The following is a 742-nucleotide window of genomic DNA, read 5'->3' as shown; positions in this document are numbered from 1 at the left end:
CGACCTGCTGGGACAGTCCACCGATGTCATCTACGCGCGAGCCGAAGACTTCGACGCAGTCGGCCCGTTGGTGGTGCAGGCGCTCAAGGCCGGTCAGCCGTACAGCGGCGAGTGGCTGCTGCGCCGCGCCGACGGCAGTCCCTTCTGGGCTCAGTTGCGCGGCCGCCCGGTGGATGCCGCCGATCCGGGCGCCGGCGTCATCTGGAGCATCATCGACATCAACGCCGAGGTGGCCAGGCGCAGCCAGCTCGAGTGGTCGGCCACGCACGACCCCCTGACCGGGCTGGCCAACCGCAAGGCCTTCGATGCGCGGCTGGAGCAGCTGTTCCACGCCCGCGATGCCGCGCTTCCGGCCACGCTGGTGGCCATCGACCTCGACCGCTTCAAGCCCATCAACGACGAGGCCGGACATGCCGCCGGCGACGCCGTGCTCAAGGCCGTGGCCGCGGCCATCACGGCCTGCGTGCGCGTCAATGACCTGGCCGTGCGCACCGGCGGCGACGAGTTCGCCGTGCTGCTGGAACACTGCCCGCATGACGTGGGCCTGCGCGTGGCCGAGGGCATCCTGCGGCGCATCGCCGCCCTGCAGGTGCCATGGGAGGGCCGCACGCTGGGTGTCGGTGCCAGCCTGGGCGTGGCGCCGCTCACACCCGACATGCCCGATGCCGCCACCTGGACGGCCGCCGCCGACGCCGCCTGCTATGCCGCCAAGGCGGCCGGACGCGGCACCATCCGCTCGGCC

The 742-nt window shown here is 72.6% G+C and carries 1 protein-coding gene; it reads left to right on the top strand.

What is annotated here, in order from left to right; translation table 11 throughout:
• A partial coding sequence (locus L6Q67_RS23725) for a sensor domain-containing diguanylate cyclase (RefSeq protein ID WP_296576032.1) occupies positions 1 to 742 on the top strand: 742 nt, incomplete at both ends.

The sequence above is a fragment of the Zoogloea sp. genome (genome assembly GCF_023150065.1).
In the GTDB taxonomy this organism is placed as follows: Bacteria; Pseudomonadota; Gammaproteobacteria; order Burkholderiales; family Rhodocyclaceae; genus Zoogloea.
The sequence above is the reverse complement of the archived record's forward strand: the minus strand, read 5'-3'. Positions and strand labels throughout refer to the sequence as shown.